Source organism: Cellulomonas sp. ES6, from assembly GCF_030053835.1.
Lineage (GTDB): Bacteria > Actinomycetota > Actinomycetes > Actinomycetales > Cellulomonadaceae > Cellulomonas.
Genome location: NZ_CP125655.1, coordinates 647,221 through 667,642, shown reverse-complemented (window position 1 = coordinate 667,642; position 20,422 = coordinate 647,221). Strand labels below are relative to the sequence as shown.

Below are 20,422 nucleotides of genomic sequence, written 5' to 3'. Positions count from 1 at the left end.
GGGACCGACCATGAAGCACCTGCTGATCCTGGGCGGCGGCACCGCCGGGACGATGGTCGCCAACCGGCTGCTGCACCGGCTGCGGGTGGAGCGCGACTTCTGGCGCCTGACCGTGGTGGACCGCGACGACCGGCACCTCTACCAGCCGGGCCTGCTCACCGTGCCGTTCGGGGCGGCGACGCCCGACCAGCTCGTCCGGTCCCGGCGCCGGTACCTGGAGCCGGGCGTCGAGCTGGTGCTCGGCGAGGTCGAGGGCGTCGACCCGGCCCGCGGCCGGGTGCACCTGGAGGACGGCCGCGTCCTGCCGTACGACTACCTGGTCGTCGCGAGCGGGACGTCGCCGCGGCCCGACCAGACCCCGGGCATGGCCGGGGACCAGTGGCGGCGGCGGGTGCACGAGTTCTACACGCCCGACGGCGCCGTCGCGCTGCACCGCCGGCTCGAGCGGTGGCTCGGCGGGCGGGTCGTCGTGCACGTCACGGAGATGCCCATCAAGTGCCCGGTCGCGCCCCTGGAGTTCACCTTCCTGCTCGACGACGCGCTGCGCCGCGGAGGCCTGCGGGCCGGCACGGAGCTGACGTACGTCACGCCGCTGGACGGCGCGTTCACCCAGCCGGTCGCCCGCGAGCGGCTCGGCGGCATGCTCGACGCGCGCGGCGTCCGGGTGCGGACGGACTTCGTCGTCGACCGGGTCGACGACGGGCGCCTCGTGTCCGTCGACGACCGGGAGGTCCCGTTCGACCTGCTCGTCACGGTGCCCGTCAACCTCGGGGCCGACTTCGTGGCGCGCTCCGGGATGGGGGACGAGCTCCAGGACGTGCCGGTGGACCCCGGCACGCTGATGTCGCGGGCCCACCCGGGGGTGTTCGCGGTCGGGGACGCCACGGACGTGCCGACGTCCAAGGCCGGCTCGGTGGCGCACTTCGAGGCCGACGTGTTCGCCGACAACCTCGTGTCCTACGACCGCGGGCGGCCCATGACCCGGCTGTACGACGGCCACGCGAACTGCTTCGTCGAGTCGGGCCGGGGCCGCGCCCTGCTGCTCGACTTCGGCTACGACGCCGAGCCGCTGCCCGGCCGGTACCCGCTGCCGGTGGTCGGGCCGCTGAGCCTGCTCGCCGAGACGCGGGCGAACCACTGGGCGAAGGCCGCGACGCAGCGCCTGTACTGGAACGTGCTGCTGCACGGACGCCCGGTCCCGATCCCCAGCCGCGCCCCGCGGCGCGAACCCGCCGCGACCCGTGCCGCGGCCTGACCAGGAGGACGCCATGCCCGTGGTGCAGATCCGCGAGCGCGCGGTGCACGTCGACGACGAGGGGTTCCTCAGCCGCCCCGAGGAGTGGGACGAGGACCTCGCGAAGGCGCTCGCGGAGCAGATCGGGATCACCCTGACCGACCGGCACTGGGAGGTGCTGCGCTTCCTGCGCGCCGACTACGCGGAGCGGGGCCAGACCCCCACGACGCGCCGGGTCGACGTGGTCGGCGGCGTCCCGGTCAAGGAGCAGTTCGCGCTCTTCCCCCGCAAGCCCGGCCGCAAGATGGCCTACGTCGCGGGACTGCCCAAGCCGCACGGCTGCGTCTGAGGAGGACCCGTGACCGACACGACGGCCGCACCCCGGCCCGCGATCGTCCCCGACTTCGGCGACGACGCCGGCGACGACCGGACGATCGCCATCATCTGCTCCAAGGGCAACCTCGACATGGCGTACCCGGGGCTGATCATCGCCAACGCCGCCCTCGGCGAGGGCGTGGAGACGCACCTGTTCTTCACGTTCTGGGGCTTCGACATGGTGGTGCGCTCGCGGATGCACGACCTGCGGTTCTCGCCCGTCGCCAACACCGCGATGCACCTGCCGCTGCGGGACCTGCGGCTGCCCCAGGCGGTGGCCCCGGCCCCCGGGGTCTCGGCGGTGACGACCCGCATGATGCGCCGCCAGCTGCGCGACCTCGGGATCCCGGACGTCCCGGAGCTGCTCGACCAGATCGTCGCGGCCGGCGGGCACCTGTGGGGCTGCCGGATGTCGGCCGACATGTTCGCGCTCGACGAGTCGGACCTGCGCGAGGACCTGGAGGGGATCATCAGCGCGGCGGAGTTCGTCGAGAAGACGGCGGGCGCGCAGCTGCTGTTCGTCTGACGGGCCCTGCCGGTCAGTCGCGCAGCAGCCGCGCGGCGAGCACGGCCGCCTGGGTGCGCCGCTCGACGCCGAGCTTCGCGAGCACGTGCGAGACGTAGTTCTTCACGGTCTTCTCCGCGAGGTACATGCGCTCGCCGATCTGGCGGTTCGTCAGGCCCTCGGCGATGTACGCCAGGATGTGCCGCTCCTGCTCGGTGAGGTCGTGCAGCTCGTCGGGCTCCGGGGGGCCGGCCCGCAGCCGCGCGAGCACGCGTCCCGTGACCGCCGGGTCGAGCATCGAGTGCCCGGCCGCGACGTGCCGGATCGCGGCGAGCAGCTCGCCGCCGCCGATCTCCTTGAGCACGTAGCCCGCGGCGCCGGCGAGGATCGCGGCGAACAGGGCCTCGTCGTCGTCGTACGACGTGAGGATCAGCGCGGCGACCGACGGGTCCTGGGACCGCACCTGGCGGCACACCTCGATGCCGCTGCCGTCGGGGAGCCGCGCGTCGAGCACGGCCACGTCGGGCCGCAGCGCGGGGATGCGCCGCGTCGCCTCGGCGGCCGACCCGCTCTCGCCGACGACCTCGATGTCCGGCTCCTGGCCGAGCAGGTCGCGCAGGCCGCGCCGCACCACCTCGTGGTCGTCGAGGACGAACACGCGGATCTGTGCAGCGGCGCCGCTCTGGGCCATGCTGGTGTTGTACCGCACACCGGCACCCCGGGGCACCCCCCCCGGGCGAGCGAGCAGGTGGGGGCAGGCATGTCGACGGTCGGCGGACGGACGGCGTCGGCGAGGGCCGACGGACTCGCCGTGGCACGGCGGCACGCCCGCGCGCTCATCGACACGATGGTCGCGGTGCAGGACGACGGCGACCTGCGCGACGTGCTCGGCCGGCTCGCGCAGGCCGCGTGCGTGCTGACCGACGCCCGCTACGGCGCGCTCGCCGTGGTGGGCCCCGACCTGAGCATCGGCACCTCGGTCACGGCCGGCGTGCCCGAGGTCCCCGGGCAGCGCGCGTGGGAGCCGCCGGGCGGGCGCGGCGTGCTGCGCGCGCTCGTCGACGACCCCCGGCCGCTGCGGGTGCACGACCTCGCGGTGCACCCGGCCGCCGCGGCGGACCCGCCCCGGCACCCCGGGCTGCACACGTTCCTCGGGGTGCCCGTCCTCGTGCGCTCGCGGGTCTTCGGCGTGCTCTACCTGGCCCACAAGCGGGGCGGCGCGGACTTCACCGCGGACGACGAGGAGCTCATGGTCTCCCTCGCCGCGGCGGCCGGGGTCGCGATCGACAACGCCCGGCAGTACCACGCGGGCCGGCACCGGCAGCAGTGGCTCGAGGCGTCGGTCGAGATCGAGCAGCAGCTGCTCGCCGGCCTGCCCCGCTCCGCGGCGCTGACGCTGGTCTGCGACCGGGCCCGCGAGCTCGCGCGGGCGGACCTGGTGTGCGTGCTGCTGCCCGACGGGGACGACCTGGTCGTGCACGCCGCGAGCGGGCGCGCCGCCGGCGGGGTGCGGGGGGCGCGCGTGCCCGTCGGGCGGTCGCTCAGCGGGGCGGTGCTGCGCGCCGGGGCGCCGGAGGGGGTCGTGGACTTCCGCACCGACCCGCGCGCCGCCACGCTGCGGGGCGCGCCGGTGCTCGGGCCGGCGCGGATCGTGCCGATGTCCGCGCGCGGGCACGCGCTGGGCGTGCTGCTCGTCGCCCGCCGGCCGGGCGCGTCGCCGCTCGGGGAGCACGACAGCGCGATGGTGGACGCCTTCGCCCGGCAGGCGGCGATGGCCCTGGAGCTCGCGACGTCCCAGGTGCAGCGCGGCACGCTGGCGGTCTACCGGGACCGCGAGCGGATCGCCCGGGACCTGCACGACCTCGTCATCCAGCGCATCTTCGGCACGGGCCTCACCGTCCAGAGCATGCGCCCCCGGTTGCCGCAGGAGCTGCGTCCCGCGGCGGACGAGGTGGTCGGCCAGCTCGACGAGGCCATCCGCGACCTGCGGTCGGCGATCTTCGCCCTGCAGCGCCCGGGGATGGCGGAGGGGCTGCGGGGGCGGGTGACGGAGACGGTCGGCGCGGTGGTCCCGGCGCTCGGCTGCGAGCCGCGCATCCGCATGGAGGGGCCGCTGGACACCGTGGTGCCGGAGCCGGTCGCCGGGCACCTGACGTCCGTGCTCACGGAGGCGCTGACGAACGTCGCGCGGCACGCCCAGGCGCACACCGTGCAGGTGCTGGTCTCCGCCCGGCCGGACGCCCTCACCCTGCAGGTGGACGACGACGGCGCGGGGCTGTCCGAGGGCGCCGTCGTCCCCGGGAACGGCCTGCGCAACATGCGCTCGCGGGCCGCGGAGCTGGGCGGCGGCCTCAGCATCCGGGAGCGCCCGGAGGGCGGGACGCGGCTGGTGTGGAGCGTGCCGCTGGGGCCGGTCCGCCCGCCCGGGGCGGGGCCCTGAGCGCGCGGGACGGTCGGCGACCGCGGAGGGGACGACCGGCACCTGCGCCCCGCAGGGGCCCGTCCTAGCGTCACGGGTGACGGCAGCACGCCGTCGCTCGGCGCGGGACGGAGGGAGTCCGGCATGGGCCACGAGGTCGTCGTCGGGGTGGACGGCACCCAGTCGAGCCGTCGCGCGGTGCAGTGGGGCGCGCAGGAGGCGTGGGCGCGGCGGACGGAGCTGGTGCTCGTGCACGCCACGGGTCGCCCCTCGCCGGGGCTCGAGGCGGCGTGGGACGCGATGCTCGAGGCCGAGGTCGCCGCGATGCTGGACCGGGAGGCCGGCCGGGCGCGGCACGACCTGCCGGAGCTGAAGATCCGCACGGAGGTGGACGCCGACACGCCCGCGCGCTGCCTGACCCGTCGCTCGGCGACCGCGCGCCTGGTCGTCGTCGGCACCCGCCGCATGACCGCCGCGGAGCGGGTGTTCACGGGCTCGCTCGCGTACCAGGTGGTCGCCGGGTCGCACTGCTCCGTCGCCGTGGTGCCGCCCGTGACCGGACCGGCGGAGGACCGCGTCGTGGTCGGTGCGGACGGCTCGCCGGACAGCGTCGCCGCCGTGCGCGCGGGCGCCGAGCAGGCCGACCGCGCCGGCGCCGTGCTGGAGGTGGTGCACGCCTGGCAGGAGCCCGCCGTGATCATGAGCGCCACGTGGCTGCCGCCGGACCTGTCCGACGTCACGCGCGAGGAGGAGGAGGTCGTGCTGGCCGAGGCGTCCGCCGGGCTCGGCGAGGACTTCCCCGACCTGGAGATCGAGAGGACGCTCGTGCGCGCGCAGCCCGCCGCGGCGCTGCTGGCCGCCGCGGCCTCGGCACGGCTGCTCGTCGTCGGCAGCCGCGGGCTGCACGGGGTGGCGCGGATGCTGCTCGGCTCGACGAGCCACGCGGTCGTCCTGCACTCGCCGTGCCCGGTGCTGGTCGTGCGGCGCTGACGGGAACGGCGCCGGGGCAGGGAGGACGTGAGCCATGCACGAGCAGACGATGACGCCCGCGGACGGCACGCCGGTCGGCGGGAGGGTCGGCCGGCCGCGTCCGGGACCGGACTTCGCGTGGCACCTGGTGGGCAGCTCGCACGTCGCGGGGACGGCCGACGGCTGCTACGAGGTCCGCTGCATCCGGGACCTGCGGTGGGAGGCGGTGTTCGTGCCCGCGACCGGGACGCCGCCGCAGCTCATCGAGGGGCGCGGCACGATCTTCCGGACGTTCGACGAGGCGCTCGAGGCGGTCGAGGAGTTCGACCACGGGCGCCGCGGGCTGCGCGGGCTGGCGCGCCGGCGCCGGCCGGGTGCCCGCCCCTGACCACCGTGGTACCGGACCCACCGCCCAGAGAGAGGACACCGCCGTGCGCACGCTTCCCCGGGATCCCCGGCACGCCGCCGAGGACGACGACCAGCCCGTCTACCGCGTCGACTTCGTCGCGCACGGCCGGCCCTCCGGCGAGGTGCACCGCGTCTTCGAGGCGCGTGACGTGCTGGAGGTGCAGGGGTGGGCGCAGCGTCGCGCCGGGGGCCGGGACTACGTGATCTCGGTCGAGTACCCCGGCGTGCACGGCACGGGCCTGGCCCGCGTGCTGTCCTCGCACGGCTGACGGCGCCCGAGGGTCGGCTGCGGCGGGGCGCGGGGTCGTTCGGCCCTGGGCGGTCCCGGCTCCCGGGCGGGACCGTGGGTCCGTCGGCCGGGTCGTCGTGCCCGCGCCCCGGAGGAGGGAGCACCCGATGAGCGGCGAGGTCGTCGTGGGCGTCGCGGGCACGCCGTCGAGCGAGCAGGCGGTCCGGTGGGCCGCGGACGCGGCGCGGGCCCGCGGGGCGACGCTCGTGGTCGTCCACGCCCTGGGGCTGCCGGTGAGCGGGTTCGAGAGCGTGTGGGACGACGCGGTCGGGGCCGGCGTGCAGCGGATGCTCGCGCACGAGGTCGAGGTCGCCACGCAGGACCACCCGGGCCTGACGGTGCGCACGGAGATCGACCTGGAGACCCCCGGCCGGGCGCTGACCCGCCGGTCGGGCACCGCGCGGCTGCTCGTCGTCGGCACCCGCCGCACCACCGCCGCGCACCGCGTGTACTCCGGCTCCTTCGCGTACCAGGTGGTCGCGGGCTCGCACTGCCCGGTGGCGGTCGTCCCGCCGTCCCTGCGCGTCCCGGAGAACCGCGTCGTCGTCGGTGTCGACGGCTCCCGCGACAGCGTCGCCGCCGTGGCCGCCGCCGCGCAGGAGGCCGACCGGGTCGGGGCCTCGCTCCAGGTCGTGCACGCCTGGCAGGAGCCCGCGGTGCTGGCGTCCGTGGGCTGGGTGCCGCCCGAGCTGCCGTCGGCGGTGCAGGACGAGGAGCGCGTCGTGCTCGGGGAGTCCACCGCGGGGCTCGGGGAGATGTACCCCGACCTGGAGGTCGAGCGCACGCTCGTGCAGGCGGACGCCGCCGCCGCGCTGCTCGCGACCTGCGCCACCGCCCGTCTCGTGGTGGTCGGCAGCCACGGGCGCGGCGGCGTGGCGCGGATGCTGCTCGGCTCGGTGAGCCACGCGCTGGTGCTGCACGCGCCGTGCCCCGTCCTGGTCGTCCGGTCGCACTGAGCCGTCCGCCGGGGCGGCACCGGGGCGCACGTCCCGCATCGAGGGGAGAGGCATCATGACCGAGGTCGTCGTCGGGGTCGCGGGCACGCTGTCGAGCGAGCGCGCGGTGCACTGGGCAGGGGAGCAGGCAGCGGCGCGCGGGGCCGAGCTGGTGCTCGTCCACGCCGTGGGCCGGCCGCGCGCCGGCTACGGCGAGGTCTGGGAGGAGGCCGTGCGCGCGGGCGTCCGGGAGATGCTCGAGCGGGAGGCGGAGCGCGTGTGCGCCGCGGTCCCCGACCTGAAGGCGCGCACCGAGATCGACCTCGAGACCCCCGCGCGCAGCCTCACGGAGCGCTCGGCGGGCGCCGCCCTGGTCGTGGTCGGCACGCGGCGGCTCGGACCCACCCAGCGCGTGTTCTCCGGCTCCCTGGCCTACCAGGTGGTCGCGGGCGCGCAGTGCCCCGTCGCCGTGGTGCCCCCGCTGACCCGCCCCGCCGCCGACCGCGTGGTGGTCGGGACCGACGGCTCGGCCGAGAGCGCCGCCGCGGTCCGCGCGGCGGCGGTCGAGGCGGCGCGCACCGGCGGCGTGCTCGACGTCGTGCACGCCTGGCAGGAGGCCTCGGTGCTGTGGGCGGTCCGCGTGCCGCCGGACCTCGGGTCCGCGACGCACGCGCACGCCCGCGCCGTGCTGGAGGCGGCGTCGGCGGGGCTCGAGGAGGAGCACCCGGGCCTGGAGGTCCGGCGGCGGCTCGTCGAGACCGACCCGGCCGGCGCGCTGCTCGCCGCCGCCGACAGCGCGCGGCTCCTGGTGGTCGGCAGCCGCGGGCTGCACGGCGTCTCGCGGATGCTGCTCGGCTCGACGAGCCACGCGGTGGTCCTGCACTCCCCGTGCCCCGTGCTGGTCGAGCGCGGCTGAGGTGCCCGGTGGACCGCCCCGCGTCCGCCGGTGCGGAGCGCGCGACGGGCCCGGCGGCGCCCGACCCCGCCGCCTCGCTGCGCCTGCGGGGCGAGGTCGCGCTGCTGCGCTCCGACGCCCGGCTGGCCGTGGACGAGACGCTCCGGCGCGTCGCCGCGGTCCGCGCCCGGCTCGTCGAGCTGCACGGCACGGACCCGGTGGAGCGGGTCGCGTGGTGGGTGCGCAGCCCGGAGAGCATCGTCGCCGCCGCCCTGCGCCGGGGCCCGGAGCCGTCGCCGGGCGCGCTGCGGCGCGGGGTCACGGACGTCGCGGGGGTCCGGCTCGTGTGCACGTCGCGCGGCGACCTGCGGCCGGTGCTCGGCGCGCTGCTCGCGGGGCCCGGCGCGGGCCTGCTGGCGGTCGACGACCACCTCGCCCACCCGCCGGCGTCCGGCTGCCGCGCCCTGCACGCCGTGCTCGCGGTGCCGGTCGCGCTGCCGGGCGGCCCCGGGACCCGCACCGTGGAGGTCCAGGTCCTCACGGCGGTCATGGACGCGTGGGACGCGGTCCGGCGGTCGCTGGACGACCACGCCCCGGAGGACCTGCGGGCGCGGCTGCGGTCGGCGGCCGACCGTGCCGACCGGCTCGACCGCCAGCTCGACCGGATCCGCGCGGACGTCGCCGCCCGGGGAGGGGAGTGACCGTGCTGGCGTGGGAGGTGCGGCCGGCCGGCGTGCTCGCACGCGTCGAGCGCCCGGTGCCCGCGCCGGGTCCGGGGGAGCTGCTCGTGCGCGTCGAGGCGTGCGGCGTCTGCCGCACCGACCTGCACGTCCTCGACGGCGACCTGCCGCCCCACCGCCCGGCCGTCGTCCCCGGGCACGAGGCCGTGGGGCGCGTCGTGGACGCCGCACCCGACGTCTCCGGGTGGGCGACCGGGGACGCGGCCGGCATCGCCTGGCTGCGGCACACCTGCGGCACGTGCGCCGACTGCCGCGCCGGACGCGAGAACCTCTGCCGGGCCTCGCGCTACACCGGGTGGGACGCCGACGGCGGGTACGCCCCGTACGCGACCGTGCCCGCCGCCTACGCCTACCACTGGCCCGAGCAGCTCGACCCGGCCACGCACGCGCCGCTGCTGTGCGCCGGGATCATCGGGTTCCGGGCCCTGTCCCGCGCGGAGCTGCCCGCCGGCGGCGTGCTCGGCCTGTACGGGTTCGGCGGCTCGGCGCACCTGACCGCCCAGGTCGCGCTCGCCCGCGGCGCCCGGGTGCACGTCCTGACACGCGGGGCGGACGCCCGCCGCCTCGCGCTCGAGCTGGGCTGCGCGTCCGCGGGCGGCGCGACCGACGCCCCGCCGGAGCCGCTCGACGCCGCGATCGTGTTCGCACCGGCCGGGGAGATCGTGCCGGTGGCGCTCGCGGCCGTGCGGCCCGGCGGCACGGTGGCCGTCGCCGGCATCCACCTCAGCGACGTGCCGCCGCTCGACTACCGGCGCCACCTGTTCCACGAGCGCACCCTGCGGTCGGTCGAGGCGAACACTCGCGAGGACGGCCGGGCGTTCCTCGCGGAGGCCGTCCGGGCCGGCGTCCGCGTGCACGCCGTGCCGTACCCGCTCGACCGCGCCGACGCGGCGCTCGCCGACCTGCGCGCGGGGCGGTTCGCGGGCGCCGCGGTGCTGCTGCCCGGGCCGAAGAGCCCACCCGGCGGCGTCCGGGCGCGGGCATCCTGGTGACGGCCGGTGACCCCGGCCCCCTGCACGACCCGCCCACCCACGAGGAGAGCACCATGAGCACCGTCACGCCCACCGCCGCCCGTACCACCACCCCGCTGCGCGCGGTCCGCGACGCCCTGGACCACCTGCGCGACGAGCCCGCGCCGCTGTGGGCGCCCGGCAGCCGCGCCCGGCTGACCGGCTGGGTGGCGGGGAGCATGGTCGCCTGGACCGTGGCCGGCGTCGCCGCGACGGCCGCGCTCGGCGCGCTGGTGCGGCTCGCCGGCTGAGCGGCGTCGCCGTCAGCGCGGCGCCGGAGCCTCGGCGGCGAGCGCGTCGAGCGTCCGCCGGGTCGTCGCGAGGGCCGCGTCCAGGACGTCGTCCGGCGCGGTGAGCGCGAGCCGCACGTAGCCGTCCTGCGCGGTGTACACGGTGCCGGCCGAGGTGACGACGCCGTGGCCCCGCAGGGCGGCGACGAGCTCGGCGCTGGTGCGACCGGTGCGCCGGGCGTCCACCCACAGGTAGAACCCGCCGAGCGCGGCGACCGGCTCCTGCGGCGCCCACGGCCCGAGCAGGCGGACCGCGCGCTCGGACCGCGCCCGGTAGACGGCTGCGAGCTCGGCGCCGCGGCCGGGCAGCGACCGCAGCGCCTCGGCGGCGACGAGCTGGGCCGTGACCGGTGCGCAGCCCGCCGTGGTGCCGTGCAGCGCGGCGACGGCCTCCCGCAGGGCCGGGGGTGCCACGAGGGCGCCGACCCGCAGGCCCGTCATCGACCACGTCTTGGAGAAGGTCCGGGCCGCGAGCGTGCGGTCGTGGCCGCCGTCCGCGAGCGGTGACGGGGCGCGGCCGCCCGCGAACACGACGGCCTCGTAGGCCTCGTCGGACAGCACGAACGCGTCGTGCTCCCGCGCCAGCGCGACGACGTCCCGCAGCGCCGCGGACGACGCCACCGCGCCCGTGGGGTTGCTCGGGGAGTTCACGACCACCAGGCGGGCGCCCGCGCGCAGCCCCGCCTCCACGGCGTCCAGGTCGGCGAACGCGTCGCCGGACGGGCCCTGCCGGTAGGGCAGCACCGCGATCCCCAGACGGTCGGCGAGCACCCGGTAGTTGGGCCAGGCGGGGTCGGGCACCACGGCCGCACCCCCGGGCGCGCACGTCGCCGCCAGGGCGACCGCGACGGCACCGGTCCCTCCCACGGTGATGACGACGTCGGCGGGGTCGGGGCGGAACCCGGTGCCGGCCTCGACGTCCTCGGCGACCAGCGCCCGCAGGTCGCTGAGGCCGAGCTTCGGCGTGTAGCCGGTGCGCCCGGCGCGCAGGCTCGCGACCGCCGCCTCCACGAGGACCCCGGGCAGCGGCTGGTCCGGCTCGCCGATCGAGAGGTCCACCTCGTCCGGGGCGGTCTCGGTGGCCATCATGCGGGCGACCGCGTCCCCCGCGGCGGGCGAGGGGGGCTGCGTCGGGGCGGGCGGCGTCGGGGGAGTCGGGGGCACCGAGGGGCCTCTCGTGCGTCGGGAACATGTCGGCCCGACCGCGAGGAGGGGCGTCCCGGCCATCGTAGGAAGCCCTCCGTGTCGGGAACGTGTCGGTTCCGCGGGGTCGAAACCGCGCGGACCGTCCAGCGTCACGCGGCTGTAACACCCGGTCCGTCTCATGGTCACCACGGCACCCCGGGCACCGGCCGACCCCCTGCGGACGGCGCCCGGTGCCGGGATCTCTCCCCCCACCTGATCCTCGACCCGCCCCGAACGGAGTCCCCATGCGCACCTCCCGCACGCGGTTCCTCGTGGCCGGCGCCTCGGCGCTGGTGCTCGGCCTCTCGGCCTGCTCCGGCTCCGCCGACGCGACCGGCGACACCCCCTCGTCGAGCGCCGGCGGCGACCCGGTCGTCGCCGCCGCCGACCCCTCCCTGCTGCCGTACAACTTCCTCGGCGAGGACGGCTCGACCTGGGAGGGCATCAACGTCGACCTGGCCGCCGCGCTGTCCGAGCAGCTCGGCCGGCCGGTCGAGATGACCAGCGCCGGGTTCGACACGATCATCCCGGGCCTGGCGTCCGGCCGGTACGACATGGCGCTCACGGGCATGTTCGACACCAAGGAGCGGCAGCAGACGGTCGACTTCGTCGACTACCTGCTCGCGGAGAACAACTTCCTGACCCGCTCGGACTTCCGCGACGTGGCGTCCATGGACGACCTGTGCGGCGAGGTCGTCGGCATCCCCGGCGGCGCGCTGGAGGCCGGCCTGCTCGCCGACGCCTCGACCGCGTGCACGGACGCGGGCGACCCGGCGATCACCGTCAACGAGTTCGCCGACCTCGACGCGACGGTGCTGGCCCTGAAGTCCGGTCGCATCGACGTCACGCCGAACGACTCGGCCGCGAACGCGTACATCCTGTCCCAGAGCCCCGAGGACCTGAAGACGTCCGGCGGCTACCTCAACGAGGGCTACTTCGCGGCGGCGTTCCCGAAGGACAGCGAGCTCACCGCCCAGGTGGAGGAGGCCTTCGCGGCGATCATGGCCGACGGCACCTACACCGCGATCCTCGAGGACTGGGGCATCCCGTCCCGGGCCCTGGACGAGCCGATCGTCAACGGGTCGCCGTTCTGATGACGCGCCCGGACCTCACCCTGGCGCCGCGGGGCGCCGACAACGTCGTCGTCCCGCGGCCCAGGCCGTGGCGCTGGGTGGGCATGGCCGTGGTCGCGGTGCTCGCGGTCGCGGTGGTCTCGTCCTTCGTCACGAACCCGAACTACCAGTGGGACGTCGTCGCCCGGTACCTGTTCGACCCGCGCATCCTCGCCGGCCTGCGCACGACGCTGCTCCTCACGCTCATCGGCACGGTCATCGCCGCGGCGCTCGGCCTGGTGCTCGCGACCATGCGGCTGTCGACCAGCCCGCTGCTGCGCGGCACCGCGGGGGCGTACGTCTGGTTCTTCCGCGGCACGCCCGTGCTGGTGCAGCTGATCCTCTGGTACAACCTGGCGATCCTGGTCCCGACGGTGAGCATCGGGGTGCCGTTCGGCCCCACGCTGTGGTCGGCGAGCACCAACGACCTCATCACCCCGTGGACGGCCGCGATCCTCGGCCTCGCGCTCAACGAGGCCGCGTACCTCGGCGAGATCATCCGCTCCGGGATCATCTCGGTCGACAAGGGGCAGACGGAGGCCGCGCACGCGCTCGGGCTCGGCCGCCTCGACACGTTCCGCCGGATCGTGCTGCCGCAGGCGCTGCGCGTCATCGTCCCGCCGGCCGCCAACGAGGCCATCGGCCTGCTCAAGTACTCGTCCGTCGTGTCGGTGATCGCGCTGCCGGAGCTGCTGTACGCCGGTCAGCTCATCTACGCCCGCACGTACGAGACCATCCCCGTCCTCATCGTCGTGTGCCTCTGGTACCTCGCCGTGGTCACCGCCCTGACGGCGGTGGAGTCCCGCGTCGAGGCCCGGCTCGGCGCCGGCTTCCGCCGGACCCCGGACGACGTCACCCGCAACGGAAGGTGGGCCCGGTGGCTGCTCCCCAGGCGCTAGTGCAGGTGCGCGAGCTGCGCAAGCGGTTCGGCTCCCACGAGGTGCTGCGCGGCGTCGACCTCGACGTGCGCGCCGGCGAGGTGCTGTGCCTGATCGGCGCCTCCGGCTCCGGCAAGTCGACGCTGCTGCGCTGCATCAACCACCTGGAGCGGCCCGACGCGGGCCGGGTGGTGGTCGACGGCCGGCTCATCGGCATGGAGGAGCGCGGGGGCCGGCTGCACGAGCTGTCCCCGAAGGCGGTGCACGCGCAGCGCGCCGACATCGGCATGGTGTTCCAGCACTTCAACCTGTTCCCGCACCTGACCGTGCTGCAGAACGTCATCGAGGCGCCGATGCGGGTGCGGCGGTACTCGCGGGACGCCGCGGTCTCGACCGCGATGGACCTGCTGACGCGCGTCGGGATGGCCGAGAAGGCCGACGCCTACCCGCGCAGCCTGTCGGGCGGCCAGCAGCAGCGCGTCGCCATCGCGCGCGGCCTGGCGATGCGGCCCGGGCTCATGCTGTTCGACGAGCCGACGTCCGCCCTGGACCCGGAGCTCGTCGGCGAGGTGCTCGACGTGATGCGCGGGCTCGCCGCCGACGGCATGACGATGATCGTCGTCACGCACGAGATGGCGTTCGCCCGCGAGGTCGCCTCGCAGGTCGCCTTCATGGCGGACGGCCTGGTCGTCGAGCAGGGCGCCCCCGCGCAGGTGCTCGGCGCGCCGGCCCACGAGCGCACCCGCTCCTTCCTGTCGAAGGTGCTCTGAGCCGTGGTGGTCGCCACGTCCCCGACGCCGCTCGAGGCCGGCCTCGGCCGCGCGCTGACCCCGCAGGACCTCGCGGTGCTCAGCCCGGCCGTGCTGTGCGCGGAGCCGGGGTCGCCCGCGTCCCGGCTGCGCGGGCGGGCGGGGCGCGCGGAGTGGCCGACGGCGGTGCACGACGACATCACGCGCGCGGCGCACGTCGCGTCCGTCCGCGACACCCGGATCGTGCTGGTCGGGGGCAGCACGTTCGCGTGGGTGCACCAGGCCGTGCGGCAGCTGCGGAGGGCCGGCTCGTTCCCGCTCGCCGTGGTCGCCACCGATGTCACCGCCGACGAGGAGCTCACGCTCCTGGGGGCGGGCGCGAACCTGGTGGTCGAGCCCCGCGCCGGGGCCCGCGAGGTGGTGGCGCGGCTCACGGCGCTGGGCCGCAGCGCCGCCGGTGACGCGCTGCTGCAGGTGCGGTGGTTGCAGGCCGGCCCGATGCGGGTGGACCTGCAGGCCCGGCGCTGCCTGCTCGACGACGAGCCGGTGCCGCTCAGCCAGACCGAGTTCGACCTGCTGGCCTACCTCATGGGGCGCGCCCAGCAGGTGGCGGGGCACCACGAGATCGCCCAGCAGGTGTGGGGGTGGCGGCACGGCGACGTCCGCAACACCCTGCGGATCCACGTCGGCCGGCTGCGGCGCAAGATCGGCGACCCGCCGCGCGCGCCGCGGTGGATCGGGTCCGCGCGCGGCCTCGGCTACCAGTTCCTCCAGCCCGTCGCCGAGCTCGGCGAGGACCGCAGCGAGGAGCGGCTGCGGCAGGCGATCGCGGTGCTCAACGCGCAGGCGGACGCGCTGCAGGCGCTGATCGACACGCTGCCGGCCGCGCAGGACCCGGCGACCATCGCCGAGACGGTCGTGCAGTGGGCCGTGACGCGGGGCTTCGGGGACGCGGCGACGGTGTTCCGGCTCGACGTCGACGACGCCGGCCGCGGCGTCTCGCGGCTGGTGGCGTCGGCGGGGATGTCCGCGCGGTGGCGGCAGTCCATCGCGACCGGGCACCCCATCAGCGAGGGGTTCATGGGCTCGCAGGTGTACGCCCGCGGCGAGGTCGTGCAGATGTCCGACATGACGCGGCTGTCCAAGCGGTTCCCGGTGACCGCCCGGATGTCCACCGCGGAGGACCTGCACGCGTGCGTGATGTTCCCGCTGCACGTGCACGGCCGCGTGTGGGGGGACCTCGCGTTCGTCAGCCGCGCGCCCCGGGCGTTCCCGCCCGCCCGGTCCGCGTACCTGCGGACCGTCGCCGCCGTCGTCGCGCTGGCCGTCGAGGCCCGCACCCGCGACGCGGCGCTGGACGCCGGGGCCGGTGGCGCACCGGACGTGCTGCCGGGGGCCGACCCCGGCGGTGGCGCGCGAGCGGGACGGGAGGCGACGGGTGCGTGAGCTGACGGACGCGGACGTGGCCCGCGTGAGCCTGCCCGCGGTGGTCGCGGAGGTCGCGCGCTGCCTGGCCGACCTGGGCACCGGGGCGGCGTCGCAGGCGCCGAAGGCCGTGCTGCCCACCGGGCCTGGTGCGTTCTTCCTCTCGCTGGCCGGCGTCGTGCCGCGGCTGGGGCTGGCCGCCGCCAAGTGGGCCTCGTACGCCCCGGGCGCGCCGGGCCGGCCGGGGACGTCCACCTCGACCGTGGTCGTGTCCGACGCGTCGGACGGCACCCCGCTCGCCGTCGTCACCGGCATGGCGTTCACGCGGGTGCGCACGGCGGCGACGGCCGTCGCGGTGGCCCGTGCCGCGGCCACCCGGCCGCCGGGCGCGGTCGCGCTGGTCGGCTGCGGGTCCACGAACCGCGCGGTGCTCGACGCGGTGCTCGCCGCGGAGCCGACGGCGGCCGTGCGCGTGCTCGTGCGGACGGCGGCGTCGGCGCGCTCGCTGCACGCCGAGCTGGCGCCCCGCGTGGCGGACCTGCGGGTCGGGACGGACACGGCGGTGCTGGCCGGCGCGGACTGGGCGTTCTCCGCGACCGGCGCGGACGCGCCCGTCGCGGACCTGGCGGCGCTCGCGCCGGACGCGACCGTCGTCGCGCTGGACGGCGCCCGCACGTGGCACCGGCCGCCGGGCGTGCCGGTGCTGGACGACCAGGTGCGGCCGGGCGCCGAGGCACCCGCGGTGCCGCGCCTGCTCGCCGGGCTCGTCGAGCGGCCGCGCGGACCGGTGCTGCTCGACGTCGCGGGCTCCGCCGTCTGCGACGTCGCGCTGGCCGCGTGCCTGCCGGGGGTGCGGCCGTGACGGGCACCACCGGCACCACCCGGCTCGCCCTGGCGCTCGCCGCCGCCGGCGCGTACTCGGCGTTCCCGTCGGCCTGGTACCACCTCGTGCAGGAGCAGACCGGCTCCCGGTGGACCGCCGCGGTGCTGTTCGCCGCCCACGGGGTCGCGCAGGTCGCGGCCATGACGGTGGTCGCCCGGCCGCGGACCGCGGCGCGGGCGTCCGGGGCGGCCACCGGGCGGGTCGTCGCGGCGCTGCTGCTCCTGGACACCGCCGGCGCGCTGCTGCTCGTCGCCGCGCCCGCGCCCGGCGGGTTCGCGCTGCTGCTCGCCGGGCGGGTCGTCACGGGGCTCGCGCTCGGGGCGCTCACGCCGCTGGCGACCGCGGGGCTCGCGCGGCACCCGCGCGGGACGGCGGTCGCGACGGCCGCGGTGCTGGGCGCGGTCGGCGCCGGGGCGCTCCTCGCGGGCGGCCTCGCCGCCGCCGGGTGGACGCGGCCCGCGGTGCTCGGCGTCGGCCTGGTGCTGCTGCCCGCGGCGGCGGTGCTCGTGCGGCGGGTCGAGGTGGCCGGGGTCGTCGGGGCGGTCGGGGCGTCCTCGCCGGTGGCGGTGTCCTCGGCGGTCCGCGTCCAGGCGGCGACGCTGCCCGCCCTGCTGGCCTTCGCCTGCACCGGCGTCCTCGGCCTGTTCTCGTCGACCCTCCCGGGCGTCGTGGCCGCGCTGGCCGGGGGAGCGGCGACCGTCGCGGGCGCGACCACGGGCCTGGTCATGCTGAGCGCCGGCGGTGCCCGGCTGCTGCTCGGCGGCCTGCCCGCCCGGCGGGTGCACGCCCTCGCGCTGGCCGCCGCCGTGGCGGGCGCCGCGGGGGAGGCGGTGGCGCTGCACGCCGGCCACCTCGCCGGGGCGCTCGCGTCGGCCGCGCTGCTCGGCGCCGCCGCGGGCGTCGGGTTCGACGCGGCCCTGCGCGCGGCCGCGCCGCGGGGGCTGACCGCCCTCGCCCGCACGCAGCGCGGCGGCCAGCTCGGCCTCGTCCTGCCGGTCCTGGCCTACCCGGTGGTGGTCGCGTGAGCCACGTCCCGGACCGCCAGCCCGTGCTGCTCGTGCCTCCCCGCCCGCCGACGGACCGCCCCGCACCCGCCCCCTGACCCCTTCGACCTCCGCGAGGAGCGACCCGTGCGAGTGAGCTTCGACATCGGCGGCACCTTCACCGACCTGGTGCTGCTGGACGACGTGTCCGGCCGTGCCTGGCTGGGCAAGTGCCTGACCACCTACGACGACTTCAGCCGCGCCATCGAGCAGGGCATCCGCCAGGTGCTCGACGCGGCGGGCACCGGGGCGGACGCCGTCGGCGACTCCGTCGTCGGCGCCACCACCCTCGTGACCAACGCGCTGATCGAGCGCCGCGGCGCCGACACCGCCCTGCTGACCACCCGCGGCTTCGGGGACACCCTCGAGATCGGCCGCGAGTGGCGGTACGACCTGTACGACGCCCAGCTGAAGCTCCCGGAGCCGCTGGTGCCCGTGGCGCAGCGGTTCGAGGTCACCGAGCGGCTGCGCGCCGACGGCTCGGTCGCCACCCCGCTCGACCTGGACGAGGTGGCCCGCATCGCGGACCGGCTCGCGGAGCTCGGCGTGGAGTCCGTGGCGGTGTGCCTGCTGCACTCCTACGCCAGCGCGGCGCACGAGGAGGCGGTGGGCAAGGTGCTCGCGGACCGGCTGCCCGGCGTGCCGGTCACGCTGTCCGGCCACCTGGTGCCGGTGATCCGGGAGTACGAGCGCACGGTCACGACGCTCGCCAACGCGTACGTCCGCCCGGTCGCGGGGGAGCACTTCGCCGACATCGAGCGCGCCGTCGGCCGGCTCGGCATCGACCAGCCGCTGGTGCTCATGCAGTCGAACGGCGGCGTGATCTCCACCCCGACCGCCCGCGAGCACCCGCTGCGCCTGCTGGAGTCGGGCCCGGCGGCCGGCGCGATCGGCGCCGCGTACGTGGGCCGCCGGCTGGGGCTGGACCGTCTCATCGCGTTCGACATGGGCGGGACCACCGCCAAGGTCTGCCTCATCGAGGGAGGACGCCCGACCGTCCACCACGGGTTCGAGGTCGGCCGGGTGCACCGCCTGAAGGCCGGGTCCGGGCTGCCGGTCAGCATGCCGGTGGTCGACATGCTGGAGATCGGGGCGGGCGGCGGCTCCATCGCGGCGCTCGACGACCTGGGGCTGCTCAAGGTCGGGCCGCACTCCGCGGGCTCCCGCCCGGGCCCCGCGGGGTACGGCCTCGGCGGGGACCGCCCGACGGTCACCGACGCGGACATCGTGCTGGGGTACCTGGACCCGGACTACTTCCTCGGCGGCCGGATGTCGCTGGACGTCGAGGCGTCGCGCCGCGCGATGGTCGAGCACCTCGGGGCCGCGTTCGGCGACGACCCGCTCGCCGCGGCCGCGGGCGTCGTGCGGGTGGTCGACGAGCACATGGCGCTGGCCATGCAGGTGCACGCGACCGAGCGCGGGCACGACCCCCGGACGTTCACGATGCTGGCGTTCGGCGGTGCCGCGCCGGTGCACGCCGCGCGGGTGGCCCGCACGCTGGGGCTGCGCGAGGTGGTCATCCCGTCCGCGGCCGGTGTGCTGTCCGCGACCGGGCTGCTGGTGGCGCCGCCCATGGTCGAGGTGTCCCGCACGCACCTGACCGAGCTCGCCGCCTGGCAGCCGGGCACGGTCGCCGACCTGTACGACGGCCTGGTCGCGCAGGCCGCCGCCGAGCTCGCCCAGCCGGTGGACCGCGTCGAGCGGTTCGTGGACATGCGGTTCGTCGGGCAGGGCTTCGAGATCGAGGTGCCCGTGGCCGACGGTGACGGGCCGGCGGAGTACCTGGCGGCGTTCGGCACCGAGTACGAGCGGGTGTACGGCACCCGGCCGGACTACGACCGCGCGGAGGTCGTGACGTGGCGCGTGCGGGTGTACGGCGCGTTCGAGCAGCCGGAGCTGGTCCGCACCGTCCCGCCGGCCGCGGACGGCCCCGCGCCGGCCCGCAGCCGCACGGTCTGGTTCCCGGAGACCGGCCCGGTGGAGGCGCCGGTGCTGCGGATGCTCGAGCAGCGTCCCGGCTTCGCGGTCACCGGGCCGGCGGTGCTCCAGCTCCCCGAGTCGACCGCGGTGATCGGCCCCGGGGACGAGGCGCGGCTCGACGAGGACGGCAACCTGCACATCCGCATCGACCTGCCCGCCGTGCAGGTGCCGCTGGCGGAGGTGGGCGCATGAGCCCGGAGCGCGCCCGCGCGTGGCTGACCGGCCTCGGCCTGCCCGGCGAGGACCCGGCCGTCCCGGCGACCAGCACCGGGCGGTTCGCCGACGGCGGGCACTACAAGTGGGAGGTCGCCGGCGCCCTGGACGCCCCGTCGACCGCGCGGCTGCACGACCTGCTGGCCGCCGGCGGCGTGCGGCTGCACCAGGTGACGAACACCGTCGGCACGATGCGGTACCTGGACGCCGAGGTGACCGACCTCGTCGCCGTGGCGCGCGAGCGCGGCATCCAGCTGCGGATGGCCGTCGGGCCGCGCGGGCTGCACGACGTGGGCGGGCAGAAGCTCGCGTCGAGCGCGGTCGCCGCGGCCAGCGCGTACCGGCTGCGCGGCGCCGACCACCTCGCGCAGGGGCTGGAGGACGTCGCGCACGCCGTCGACCTGGGCGTGCGCGGGTTCCTCGTGTTCGACGAGGGGCTGCTGCTGGTGCTGCACCGGCTGCGCGCCGCCGGCGAGCTGCCGGCGGACCTGCGGCTCAAGGCGTCGTCCAACATGGGCGCGGCCAACCCCGCGCACGCGCTGCTGCTCGCCGAGGCGGGCGCGGACTCCGTCAACCTCCAGCGCGACCTCGACGTGCGGATGGTCGCCGCGGTGCGCGCCGCGACGCCCGTGCCGCTCGACCTCCACACCGACAACCCGCGCCAGACCGGCGGGTTCCTGCGCGGCTACGACGTCCCCGAGCTGGTGCGCGTGGGCGCACCGGTCTACCTGAAGTCCGGGAACGCCGCGCAGGACTTCGCCGAGACCGCCCCCACCGAGCGCGAGCTCGCCGCGGTCGCCCGCCAGATCCTCCTCGACGACCAGGTGCTGCGGCGCCTGCTCCCCGAGGCGGTCGCGTCCGACCAGCCCGAGTTCTGATGAAGGA

At 77.1% G+C, this 20,422-nt stretch carries 22 protein-coding genes; 20 read left to right on the top strand and 2 right to left on the bottom strand.

From position 1 onward, the window contains the following. Window positions 1-10 precede the first annotated feature (10 nt). From sqr to P9841_RS03115, 3 genes are read left to right on the top strand one after another with little or no spacing between them, the layout of a single operon-like run. Window positions 11-1,255, top strand: a complete 1,245-nt coding sequence (gene sqr / locus P9841_RS03125; RefSeq protein ID WP_283320655.1) for a type III sulfide quinone reductase, selenoprotein subtype — start codon at window positions 11-13, stop codon at window positions 1,253-1,255. A 13-nt stretch (window positions 1,256-1,268) separates the two neighbouring features. Beyond that, a complete protein-coding gene (locus tag P9841_RS03120) occupies window positions 1,269-1,583 on the top strand; it encodes a TusE/DsrC/DsvC family sulfur relay protein (protein WP_283320654.1) in 315 nt (104 codons plus the stop codon). 9 nt (window positions 1,584-1,592) lie between these two features. Beyond that, on the top strand, window positions 1,593-2,135 hold the full coding sequence (locus P9841_RS03115; protein ID WP_283320653.1) for a DsrE/DsrF/DrsH-like family protein: 543 nt from the start codon (window positions 1,593-1,595) through the stop codon (window positions 2,133-2,135). A 13-nt stretch (window positions 2,136-2,148) separates the two neighbouring features. On the opposite strand, the gene P9841_RS03110 is transcribed toward P9841_RS03115, so the two are convergent. Continuing rightward, on the bottom strand, window positions 2,149-2,805 hold the full coding sequence (locus P9841_RS03110) for a response regulator (RefSeq protein ID WP_283320652.1): 657 nt from the start codon (window positions 2,803-2,805) through the stop codon (window positions 2,149-2,151). A gap of 120 nt (window positions 2,806-2,925) precedes the next feature. On the opposite strand from P9841_RS03110, the gene P9841_RS03105 reads away from it, so the two are divergent. From P9841_RS03105 to P9841_RS03065, 9 genes are all read left to right on the top strand, one after another. Next, entirely contained in the window at window positions 2,926-4,554 is a 1,629-nt protein-coding gene (locus tag P9841_RS03105) for a sensor histidine kinase (RefSeq protein ID WP_283320651.1), read from the top strand. A gap of 123 nt (window positions 4,555-4,677) precedes the next feature. Beyond that, window positions 4,678-5,523 carry a universal stress protein gene (locus tag P9841_RS03100; RefSeq protein ID WP_283320650.1) on the top strand — a complete coding sequence of 282 codons (846 nt, stop codon included), beginning with the start codon at window positions 4,678-4,680 and terminating at the stop codon, window positions 5,521-5,523. Between the two features lie 34 nt (window positions 5,524-5,557). Then, window positions 5,558-5,890, top strand: a complete 333-nt coding sequence (locus P9841_RS03095) for a hypothetical protein (RefSeq protein ID WP_283320649.1) — start codon at window positions 5,558-5,560, stop codon at window positions 5,888-5,890. 43 nt (window positions 5,891-5,933) lie between these two features. Then, the gene (locus P9841_RS03090; protein ID WP_283320648.1) at window positions 5,934-6,179 is read left to right on the top strand and encodes a hypothetical protein; all 246 of its coding nucleotides are present in this window, start codon (window positions 5,934-5,936) and stop codon (window positions 6,177-6,179) included. Window positions 6,180-6,306: 127 nt separating this feature from the next. After that, the gene (locus P9841_RS03085) at window positions 6,307-7,155 is read left to right on the top strand and encodes a universal stress protein (protein WP_283320647.1); all 849 of its coding nucleotides are present in this window, start codon (window positions 6,307-6,309) and stop codon (window positions 7,153-7,155) included. 55 nt (window positions 7,156-7,210) lie between these two features. Continuing rightward, the gene (locus P9841_RS03080) at window positions 7,211-8,050 is read left to right on the top strand and encodes a universal stress protein (RefSeq protein ID WP_283320646.1); all 840 of its coding nucleotides are present in this window, start codon (window positions 7,211-7,213) and stop codon (window positions 8,048-8,050) included. Window positions 8,051-8,058: 8 nt separating this feature from the next. After that, window positions 8,059-8,730 carry a GTP pyrophosphokinase gene (locus P9841_RS03075; RefSeq protein WP_283320645.1) on the top strand — a complete coding sequence of 224 codons (672 nt, stop codon included), beginning with the start codon at window positions 8,059-8,061 and terminating at the stop codon, window positions 8,728-8,730. Window positions 8,731-8,732: 2 nt separating this feature from the next. Then, window positions 8,733-9,761 carry a zinc-binding alcohol dehydrogenase family protein gene (locus P9841_RS03070; protein ID WP_283320644.1) on the top strand — a complete coding sequence of 343 codons (1,029 nt, stop codon included), beginning with the start codon at window positions 8,733-8,735 and terminating at the stop codon, window positions 9,759-9,761. Between the two features lie 53 nt (window positions 9,762-9,814). Further along, entirely contained in the window at window positions 9,815-10,030 is a 216-nt protein-coding gene (locus P9841_RS03065; protein WP_283320643.1) for a hypothetical protein, read from the top strand. A gap of 12 nt (window positions 10,031-10,042) precedes the next feature. Here the strand turns inward: P9841_RS03065 and P9841_RS03060 are convergent, their stop codons facing one another. Next, complete coding sequence (locus P9841_RS03060; RefSeq protein ID WP_283320642.1) at window positions 10,043-11,158, bottom strand: pyridoxal phosphate-dependent aminotransferase; 1,116 nt, start codon at window positions 11,156-11,158, stop codon at window positions 10,043-10,045. A 341-nt stretch (window positions 11,159-11,499) separates the two neighbouring features. Between P9841_RS03060 and P9841_RS03055 the strand changes: the two genes are divergently transcribed. From P9841_RS03055 to P9841_RS03020, 8 genes are all read left to right on the top strand, one after another. Then, entirely contained in the window at window positions 11,500-12,348 is an 849-nt protein-coding gene (locus tag P9841_RS03055) for an ABC transporter substrate-binding protein (RefSeq protein WP_283320641.1), read from the top strand. Then, complete coding sequence (locus P9841_RS03050; protein WP_283320640.1) at window positions 12,348-13,265, top strand: amino acid ABC transporter permease; 918 nt, start codon at window positions 12,348-12,350, stop codon at window positions 13,263-13,265. The genes P9841_RS03055 and P9841_RS03050 overlap by 1 nt, the downstream gene beginning before the upstream one ends. Further along, on the top strand, window positions 13,244-14,014 hold the full coding sequence (locus P9841_RS03045) for an amino acid ABC transporter ATP-binding protein (RefSeq protein ID WP_283320639.1): 771 nt from the start codon (window positions 13,244-13,246) through the stop codon (window positions 14,012-14,014). The genes P9841_RS03050 and P9841_RS03045 overlap by 22 nt, the downstream gene beginning before the upstream one ends. Before the next feature lie 3 nt (window positions 14,015-14,017). After that, entirely contained in the window at window positions 14,018-15,439 is a 1,422-nt protein-coding gene (locus P9841_RS03040; RefSeq protein WP_283320638.1) for a winged helix-turn-helix domain-containing protein, read from the top strand. Next, on the top strand, window positions 15,432-16,280 hold the full coding sequence (locus tag P9841_RS03035; protein ID WP_283320637.1) for a hypothetical protein: 849 nt from the start codon (window positions 15,432-15,434) through the stop codon (window positions 16,278-16,280). The genes P9841_RS03040 and P9841_RS03035 overlap by 8 nt, the downstream gene beginning before the upstream one ends. Continuing rightward, window positions 16,277-17,326, top strand: a complete 1,050-nt coding sequence (locus P9841_RS03030) for a hypothetical protein (protein ID WP_283320636.1) — start codon at window positions 16,277-16,279, stop codon at window positions 17,324-17,326. Before P9841_RS03035 ends, P9841_RS03030 begins: the two co-directional genes overlap by 4 nt. Window positions 17,327-17,431: 105 nt before the next feature. Then, entirely contained in the window at window positions 17,432-19,516 is a 2,085-nt protein-coding gene (locus P9841_RS03025) for a hydantoinase/oxoprolinase family protein (protein ID WP_283320635.1), read from the top strand. Next, window positions 19,513-20,415 (top strand): hypothetical protein, encoded by a 903-nt coding sequence (locus P9841_RS03020; protein ID WP_283320634.1) that lies wholly within the window; start codon window positions 19,513-19,515, stop codon window positions 20,413-20,415. Before P9841_RS03025 ends, P9841_RS03020 begins: the two co-directional genes overlap by 4 nt. Window positions 20,416-20,422 lie beyond the last annotated feature (7 nt).